The sequence below is a fragment of the Kitasatospora sp. NPDC056446 genome, assembly GCF_042796115.1.
Lineage (GTDB): Bacteria > Actinomycetota > Actinomycetes > Streptomycetales > Streptomycetaceae > Kitasatospora.
The window spans coordinates 1-8,310 of record NZ_JBHTRF010000142.1; the positions used below are offsets into that span (position 1 = coordinate 1).

6 protein-coding genes are annotated in these 8,310 nt (G+C 74.1%); 5 read left to right on the forward strand and 1 reads right to left on the reverse strand.

What is annotated here, in order from left to right:
• Positions 1–471: 471 nt before the first annotated feature.
• Positions 472–969 (forward strand): hypothetical protein, encoded by a 498-nt coding sequence (locus ACFQ6N_RS39655; protein WP_380659023.1) that lies wholly within the window; start codon positions 472–474, stop codon positions 967–969.
• A 58-nt stretch (positions 970–1,027) separates the two neighbouring features.
• Here ACFQ6N_RS39655 and ACFQ6N_RS39660 read toward each other — a convergent pair whose 3' ends face one another.
• Positions 1,028–2,476, reverse strand: coding sequence for a BTAD domain-containing putative transcriptional regulator (locus tag ACFQ6N_RS39660; protein ID WP_380659024.1), 1,449 nt, complete (start codon positions 2,474–2,476; stop codon positions 1,028–1,030).
• Between the two features lie 132 nt (positions 2,477–2,608).
• On the opposite strand from ACFQ6N_RS39660, the gene ACFQ6N_RS39665 reads away from it, so the two are divergent.
• From ACFQ6N_RS39665 to ACFQ6N_RS39680, 4 genes are all read left to right on the forward strand, one after another.
• Positions 2,609–5,530: a BTAD domain-containing putative transcriptional regulator gene (locus ACFQ6N_RS39665; protein ID WP_380659025.1), complete on the forward strand. Its 2,922-nt coding sequence runs from the start codon at positions 2,609–2,611 to the stop codon at positions 5,528–5,530.
• A gap of 133 nt (positions 5,531–5,663) precedes the next feature.
• The gene (locus tag ACFQ6N_RS39670; protein WP_380659027.1) at positions 5,664–6,566 is read left to right on the forward strand and encodes a CAP domain-containing protein; all 903 of its coding nucleotides are present in this window, start codon (positions 5,664–5,666) and stop codon (positions 6,564–6,566) included.
• Between the two features lie 131 nt (positions 6,567–6,697).
• Positions 6,698–7,552 (forward strand): peptidoglycan-binding protein, encoded by an 855-nt coding sequence (locus ACFQ6N_RS39675; RefSeq protein ID WP_380659029.1) that lies wholly within the window; start codon positions 6,698–6,700, stop codon positions 7,550–7,552.
• 38 nt (positions 7,553–7,590) lie between these two features.
• Entirely contained in the window at positions 7,591–8,163 is a 573-nt protein-coding gene (locus ACFQ6N_RS39680) for an RICIN domain-containing protein (protein ID WP_380659030.1), read from the forward strand.
• The last annotated feature ends 147 nt before the right edge of the window (positions 8,164–8,310 follow it).

Sequence of the window (8,310 nt, forward strand, 5' to 3'; positions counted from 1 at the left end):
GCGCTTCGTTCGTCCAACTCGCTGGTGTCTTCCGGGGCTTGACGCCCTGTCCGACGTTTCAAACTCTAGCCGATCCCCGCTCCGAAAAGCGAATCCGGCCGCAACCCAATAAAACGAACACCCCGAATACACGCCGAGCCGCGAAGCGAAAAGCGCAAACGCGACCCAGCCGGTAACCGGGAAGTGGTGTTTCAGGAGGTTGGCCACTCCGGGACCGTCCGCGCCCATGCGTGTCCGGTGCTCCCTGTCGAGCGACTAGGGAACACTACCCCCACTCCGTGCCTGCGCCAAACGCCCCTGCCCAGACCGCCCGCCCGTCGCCCTCCGACGGCTGGCCAGCCAGCCGGCCGGGTGGGCGGGGGCGTAAACGCGGGCGTTCATCGCTTGTCTACCGCCTTCGGCCATGATCGTCCGTACAAGGCGCTCCGCGATCCACCGGGCGCGAAGAACAAGGAAGAGGTACACGGGGACATGAAGACGAAGAAGACCCTCCGGCACATCGCGATCGCCGCCACCACCACCGCACTCGCCATGGCCGGGGCGATGACCGCGACCGGCACCGCGGAGGCGGCGGTCGACCGGGGCGACGGCAGCTACATCTCGATCTTCGACGACGAGCCGCTCTACCAGGGCTGGCACCTCGATGCCGGCTCCACCCGGGCCATCATGCAGCCCGACGGCAACTTCGTCGTCTACCAGCCCGACAAGCAGACCGGTGAGATCAAGGCCGTCAAGGCCAGCAACACCATCGGCTGCGGTTACAAGGCCGTCATGCAGAGCGACGGCAACTTCGTCGTCTACGCCGCCAACGGCTACGCCTGCTGGTCCACCGGCACCTTCGGCCACCCGCACGCCCGGCTGACCGTCCACTCGCTGGGCCGCTCCGGCGTCTACTGGGGCGGAGGCATCATCCCTCGCTCCACCGGGGCCGAGTCCAACGCGGTCTACTTCTCCTCCGACCTCTACTGACGGCCGCCGACGGCGGTCGCCAGTGACAGCCGCCGGTGACAGTCGCTACAGACGGCCGCTACTGAGCCCTGCCCGGCCCGTCCCCCCGGCCCGCGAGCCATCTGACCAGCTCGGCCACCGTCCACCGTGGCCGAGCTGCCAGCCGCTCCGCCGCCGTCCGCAACAGGACCGGCAAGTGGCCGCAGATCGCGGCCAGCTCGGACAGCGCGTCCGGCTCCTGCCGGATCCGCTCCGTGCCCGCGATCCGGGCCAGCAGCTCGAACGCGTCGTGCGGCTCCAGCGGTCCCACCGCCAGCCGCACGGCGCCTGCGGGGAGCATGCCCGGCTCCGCCCCGGCCACCACCGCCGCGCAGCCCACCGTCTCGGGCAGCAGCGGCACCGGATCGGCCACCGCGTCGAGCACCACCAGGACCCGTCGCCCGGCGAGCGCGGCCCGATAGCGTGAGGAGAGCTCATCGACCGGTGCCTCGCATGAGGGCCGCTCACCCAGTGCCCGCAGGAACCCCGCCAGCACCACGCCCGGCTTCCCGCCCGCCGCGTAGAGCTGACCGTCCGGGAAGGCGTCCTGGACGACGTGCGCGACATGCACCGCCAGTGCCGACGCGCCACTGCCCGCCGGTCCCGAAAGCCCCACGACGGGCGAGCCGCCGCCGGCCGCACGCAGCGACCGGTCCGCTTCCCGTACCAGCGCGGCCCGCCCGACCAGGTCCGGGATGTCCGGCGGCAGCTGGCACGGACGCGGCAGCCGCCGCAGCGGCACCGGGGCCGCACCACGCCGGATCCGCTCGGCCAGCTCCACCACCACCTGGGCCGGTTCGAGCCCCAGCTCCCGGTCCAGCCGCTCGCTCAGCGCCCCGTAAGCCGCCAGCGCCTCCGCCCTCCGGCCACAGCGGTGCAGCGCCAGCAGGTGCAGCCGGTGCACCTCCTCGTCCTGCGGGTGCGACGCCGCCAGCTCGGCCAGCGACTCCAACGCCTCGGAGTGCCGTCCGAGCGAGAGTTCCAGATCGAGCAGCACCTTCACCGCCGCGAACCGCCCGGCCGCCAGCCGCTGCCGCGCCCGTTCGGCACCACCGCCCGGCACGCCGTCCAGAGCGCGACGCCCCTCCCAGGCCCCGAGCGCCCGCCGCAGCGAGTCCCGGGCCCGGACCGGATCCTGGTGACGCAGCGCGACGGCCTCCGCCACCGCGGCCTCGTAGTGGAAGAGGTCGACCGCCGGGCGCGGCACCTCCAGCCGGTAGCCGCCGGCTGCCGCGATCAGCAGCCCCGGCGCACCCAGGGCACGCCGCAGGCGGTGGACGTGTGTACCGATCTGCCCGACCGGGTCCTTCGGCCAGTGGGTGTCGTCCTCACCCCACACGTCCTCGACCAGCCGCTCCGTGGGGACCAGCCGCCCCGGAGGGAGCAGCAGCGCGGCCAGCACGGCCCGCTGCTGCGGTCGGCCGAGATCGATCTCACGGTCGTCGCACCAGGCCCGAAGCAACCCCAGCACGCGGAATTCGAGCCGCACAGCCCACCCCTCGAAGCCCCCGTCCGTTCCGGTGCACAATCAGTGACAAAGCATAGGCCGCCGGGTATGGGGGCGCCGCTGTCCGAACGGAAGTGGCGGGATCCCGGCGCAGCACGACATTCGGGACGGGACATGGGTGACATGGGGGGAGCCGGGCTGCGGTTCGGTCTGCTGGGGCCGCTGCGGGCCTGGTACGGGGAGCAGGAACTGGAACTGGGCCGGCCGCAGCAGCGGGCCGTGCTCGCCGTGCTGCTGGAGGCCGCCGGACGTGCGGTGGCGGTTCCGGTGCTGGTCGAGGGCGTGTGGGGCGGGGCCGAGCCGGCCGACCCGCGCAAGGCCGTCCAGCTCGCCGTCTCCCGACTGCGCACCGCGTTCCGCCCGTACGCCGGGGACGATCCGGAGCGGATGCCGCTGGTCCGGATCGGCGACGGTTACGCGCTCAAGGCGCACCGGGCCGAGGTCGACACCGCCGACTGGGAGGCACTCCTGGCCGAGACCGGACGGCTCCGCGAGCAGCAGGCGCCGCCGCGGGACGTCCGGGAGGTCCTGCACCGCGCCCAGCGGCTGTGGGTCGGCGAGCCGCTCGCCGGATTGCCCGGGCCGCACGCGGAGGCCGTCCGGGCCCGCCTCACCGAGCAGCGGATCCAGGCCAAGGAGACCCAGCTGGAGCTGGACGCCGACCTCGGCGACCGCACCGACCTGACCGCCGAGGCCGCCGCCCTCGCGCTGGAACACCTCGGCCGGCCCCGGCTCACCGCCGTCCTGATGCGCGCCCTCTACCAGGCAGGCCGCAAGGCCGAGGCACTCGCCGTGTACGAGGACGCCCGGGCAACCCTGCCCCGGGACGCCGACGGCCCGGCCGCCGTACAGTTGCGCATCCTGCGCGAGGACGCCTCCCTGCTGCCCGCCACGGCCCCCGCCACCCCGGCCGAACCCGCCGCCGACACCTGGCAGGCACCCGACCAGCTCCCCTCCGACCTACCCGACTTCACCGGACGCGCCGAGGAGGTCGAGGCCCTCGGCGACCGCCTCTCCGACGCCGGCGGACGGGCCGTCGTGGTCTCCGCCCTGGACGGCATGGGCGGCGTCGGCAAGACCACCCTCGCCGTGCACGTGGCCCGCATGGTCCGCGACCACTTCCCCGACGGGCAGCTCTTCGCCGACCTGCGCGGCGCCGACCACACCCCGCCCGACCCCGGCACCGTGCTCGCGGGCTTCCTGCGCGCCCTCGGCGTCGCCCCCGCCGAGATCCCCCCGGACACCGGCGAGCGCAGCGCGCTCTACCGCTCGGCGCTGGCCGGCCGGCGCGTCCTGGTCGTCCTCGACAACGCCGCCACACCCGGCCACGTCGAACCGCTGCTGCCGGGCTCGGGCGGCTGCGCCGTCCTCATCACCAGCCGCCACCGCCTGGCCGGCCTCGCCGGGGCCCACCAGCTGCGCCTGGACACCCTGCCGCCCGACCAGGCACTGGAACTGCTCACCCGCATCGTCGGCGCCGAACGCGTCGCCGCCGAACCCGAGGCCGCCGAGGAGATCGTCCTGGCCTGCGGACTGCTTCCGCTCGCCGTCCGCATCGTCGCCTCCCGGCTCGCCGCCGACCCGGTACTCACCCTGGCCACCCTCGCCGAAGGGCTGCGCCGCGAACACCGGCTGGCCGAGATCAGCGACGGCGAACGGACCGTGGAAGCCAGCTTCGCGCTCTCCTACCACCGCCTCGACCCCGAACTCGCCCGCGCCTTCCGACTGCTCGCCCTCCCCGACGCCCCCGACATCCCGCTGCCCTGTGCCGCCGCCCTGCTCGACCGCTCCGAGACCGAGACCGACGAACTCCTCGAAACCCTCGTCGACCTCAACCTCCTGCACTCCCCCCGCTTCGGCAGCTACGGCTTCCACGACCTCGTCCGCGCCTACGCCCGCGGCCGGCTCGCCGCCGAGGACGGCGACGCCGACCGCACCGCCGCCGCCGACCGGCTCATCGACTTCTGCCTCGCCACCGCCCGCAACGCCGACCTCGCCGCCCGCAAGGCCGACCCGGTCGAACTCAGCCTGCTCGGCGCCCCGGTGAACTCCCCCGGCCAGGCGATCGCCGACGGCGCCGAGGCGGTGCGCTGGATGCGCGAACAGGCCGAGGTGCACGCCGCCGCCATCGCCCTCAGCTGCGCCGACCCGGCCCTGCCGCTCGACCGCGCCGCCGAACTCACCGACCGGATGGGCGCGGTGCTCCCCGATCGCGCCCGGACCACCGTCATCGCCGACCTCGCCGAACGGGTCGGCCGGGAAGCCGAAGCGCGCGGCGACCACGGCCCGCTCGCCCTCGCCGCGTACGTACGCGGCAGCATGCTCTGGCACGTCAACCGCTACGCCGAGTCGCAGGAGGCGATCCGCCGCGCCGTCGAGCTCTGCACCTCCCCGGCCACCGAGCGCGTCCTCGCCAAGTCCCTGCTCACCCTCGGCGGCAACGCCCGCATCCACGGCCGCTACGCCGAGGCCGCCGAACACGCCGGTCGCGCCGCCCAGCTGTTCCACCGCCTCGGCGCCGAACGCTCCGAGGGCAGCGCGCTCGGCGAGTTCGCGTTCAGCGCCGCCCAGACCGGCCGCCTCGACGAGGCCCGGGACGCCGCCGAGCGCAGCGCCCTCCTGATGAGCCGCTCAGGCCCGGTCTCCGCCGCGACCGGCCGCTACTACCTGGCCCGGGTACTGCGGCTGTGCGGCGACCCGGAGGCGGCGCTCGACCACGCCGTCGGCGCCCGGGAGGAGTTCGCCGCCCTCCAGGTCACCGTCTTCGCCGCCGCGTCCGGCGACCTCGCCGCCCGCATCCACGCCGAGGCCGGCCGCTGGCTGCTCGCCGTCGACGCCGCCGAAGCCGTCCTCCCGCTCGCCCGCCGCACCAGCGCCGCCCTGGAAGCCGCCCTGCTGCGCACCCTCGGCACCGCGCTCACCGGGCTCGGCCGCCCGCGCCAGGCCCGGGCCTGTCTGGCGGACTCCCTGGAGGTGTACGAGCGGCTCGGCCTCGCCGAGGAGATCGCGCAGGCCAGGGCGCTTCTGGCGCAGTAGACACGACATCAACAACCCCCCGCGCTACGCGCGTTGACCGACCGTCTACCGCGCTCCTGGAACGTCTTCCTCGTCAGGCCCCGGGCCGCCACCGAAACGGCCCGGGGCGACAGCACAGACGAGAGGCGCCACCATGCCCACCCTTCCCCAGCACGGCCAGTCCTGGACCCTCAAGTCCGCCAACGGAACGGTCGCCGACGTCCGGTCCAGCCAGACCGCCGCCGGCACCGCCATCCAGTCCTGGAGCTCCAACGGCACCACCGCCCAGGGCTGGACCTTCTGGGCCAAGGAGAACGGCAGCTTCCTCCTGGAGACCCAGCTGACCGTCGGCCGCCACGCCCCCGGCCAGGCCATGGTCATGGACTTCAACTACTCCATCGGCCAGACCTGGCTGTACAACGAGCACAACCAGCCCAACCAGCACTGGTGCTTCGAGCCCCTCGACAACGACTGGGTCCGCGTCCGCACCACGCGCACCGACGGAGGCGAGCTCTTCCTCACCGCCGCCGCCCCCGGCTCCCCGCTCACCCTGGCCGGCAAGGACGACGCCAACCCGGCACAGCGCTGGCAGCTCGTCCCGGCCGGCGGCGTCAGCGGCGGCGGCCAGCAGCAGCGGCCCCAGCCGCAGCCCCAGCCCCAGCCGGGCGGCGGCGGCGACTTCCGCACCGAGATGCTGAACGCCGTCAACGCGGAGCGCGGCCGCGTCGGCGCCCCGGCGCTGCGCCTCGACGACCGCCTCAGCGCGGCCGCCCAGAGGCACGCCAACGACATGGCCTCGCACGACCTCACCCAGCACGACGGCACCGACGGCAGCTCCCCCTGGGACCGCATCCGCGACGCCGGCTTCACCTCGCGCGCGTCCGCCGAGAACGTCACCCCCGGCAACAGCGTCGCGGAGGCGATGCAGATGTGGATGAACAGCCCGCACCACCGGGACAACATCCTCGGCACCGCCTACAACTGCATCGGCATCGGCTACACGCCCCGCCAGCGCGGCAACTGGGGTCGCTACGTGCAGACCTTCGGCCAGGCCTGAGAGCCCGCCGGGCCTCCCTTCGGCACGCCCGGCGCACGTCCGGCGCACGTCCGGCGCACGTCCAGCGCGCCTCCAAGCGCAGCTCCAAGCGCGCTTCCCAGCACACTTCCAGCAACAAGGAGTCCCCACCCATGTCCTCGAACGCGGCGGACCTGATCCGCATCGCCCGAGACGAGGTCGGCTACCACGAGGGCCGAAGCGGCGGGCACTGGAACAACATCCAGAAGTTCTCCCCCGCCGTCCCCGGCCTGGAGTGGTCCCAGGGCGAGGCCTGGTGCGCCACCTTCGTCGCCTGGTGCGCCCGGGAGTCCGGCAACACCGGACTCTTCCCGGTCACCGCCTCCTGCGCCGAGGGCGTCGCCTGGTTCAAGGAGCGCGGCCGCTTCACCGAGTACCCGGTGATCGGCGGCCAGGTCTTCTACGGCCCCGGCGGCGGCAGCCACACCGGCATCTGCATCGCCTACACCAGCTCCACCATCACCACCGTCGAGGGCAACACCAACGACGGGGGCAGCTCCGAAGGCGACGGCGTCTACATGAAGACCCGTGAGCGCCGCTCGGACTGGGTCCACGGGTACGGCATCCCGGACTTCGCCGGCGGCGTCGTCCTGGCCGACCCGGAGTGGAAGGACCGGCCCGGGGCGCTCTACTTCGGGCAGGAGGCCTCGGCGGCGGACAGCCCCGCCGGCGGCGCCCCCTCCGGCGACACCGCCCCGGCGGCCGACGGCGGCGGCGACGGCAGCGAGCCCTTCCCCGGTGCCGACTTCTTCCACGACGGCCAGAAGAGCGACGTCGTCACCCGGATGGGAGAACGCCTCGTCGCCGAGGGCTGCTCCGCCTACGCCGAGGGCCCCGGGCCCGAGTGGTCCGACGCCGACCGGGAGTCCTTCCGCAACTGGCAGCACAAGCTCGGCGACTCCGGTCCGGACGCCGACGGCATCCCCGGCCCCAAGCAGTGGGCCGCACTCCAGGTCCCGCGCGGCTGACGCCCCGGACCGTCCACCACACCGAAAGGAGAAGTCAGATGGGAACCACCACCCGGACCCGCAGGGTCCTCGCCTCGCTCGGCGCCGTCGCGGCCGTCGCGGGGGCGGTCGTCGCCGGCGCCCCGGCGGCGCAGGCCGCCCAGGCCGGCAGCTGCGACCAGGCTCCGGCCCCCGCGCTGCACACGCCCCAGAAGGTCTACAACGGCGCCGCCGGCGTCCTCGACCTGCCGAACGCCAACGAGGCCAACGGCCAGTGGATCGGCGTCTACACGCCCAACGACTGGTCCACCGCCCAGACCTGGTCGTTCTGGGGCTACTGCGACGGCACCACCGCCATCTCGCACGGCGGCCAGGGCAAGGTCGTCGAGGTGGGCGCCGGCTCGGGGAGCGTCCGGCTCTGGGACACCCCCGGAGGCTGGGACGGGCTCAACCAGCCGGCCGGCAACCGGATGCCCGCCAACCAGAAGTGGCGGCTGACCGACGAGGACCGCGGCTGGTACCTGATCCGCAACGCGGCCACCGGGCAGTGCCTCGTGTCCAACGGCATCGGCCTCGGCACCACGATGACCGGCTGCGACACCAACGCGCCGGCCCAGCGCTGGATGGTCTGAGCCAGGCCCGGTAGGGCCGGTCCGCTCCTCCGAGCCGAGCCCCCGGGCCCGGGGGGGGGGGGGGGGGGCCCGGGGGGGGCGCGGCGCGCCGCGGCCCGGGGGGGGTGAGGAAAAACCAGCCCCCCCGACCTAAAACAAAGAGGGTTT